Origin of the sequence: Aquicoccus porphyridii, from assembly GCF_008369105.1 — a bacterium.
GTDB lineage: Bacteria > Pseudomonadota > Alphaproteobacteria > Rhodobacterales > Rhodobacteraceae > Aquicoccus > Aquicoccus porphyridii.
Genome location: NZ_VINQ01000207.1, coordinates 1 through 382 on the forward strand (window position 1 = coordinate 1; position 382 = coordinate 382).

General features: G+C 73.8%; 1 protein-coding gene. It reads left to right on the plus strand.

From position 1 onward, the window contains the following. On the plus strand, positions 1-382 hold a 382-nt coding region (locus FLO80_RS24215), incomplete at both ends, for an iron chelate uptake ABC transporter family permease subunit (RefSeq protein ID WP_369333784.1).

Here is a 382-nt window from a genome sequence, read left to right on the forward strand (position 1 = left end):
CGGTTGTTCGTCCCCGCGCACTGTTCGGTGCGCTGGGGATTTCGCTCGTGTTGGTCCTCTGGTTGTCCCTCGCCCTCGGTCCCGTCAGCCTGCCGCTGGGCGATACCCTGCGCGCCGCGCTGCGCCTGGCCGGGCTGCCGCTCGATGGAACGGGCCTGGCCCAGGCGGAAATGATCCTCGGCCAGATCCGCCTGCCGCGGACCCTGCTCGGCCTGGCCGTGGGCGCGGTGCTGGCGCTGTCCGGGGTGGCGATGCAGGGCCTGTTCCGCAACCCGCTGGCCGATCCAGGGCTGGTCGGGGTGTCCAGCGGCGCGGCCCTCGGCGCGGCGCTGGCCATCGTATTCGGCGCCTCGCTGGGTGGCTTGCCGGCGTTCCTCGCGCC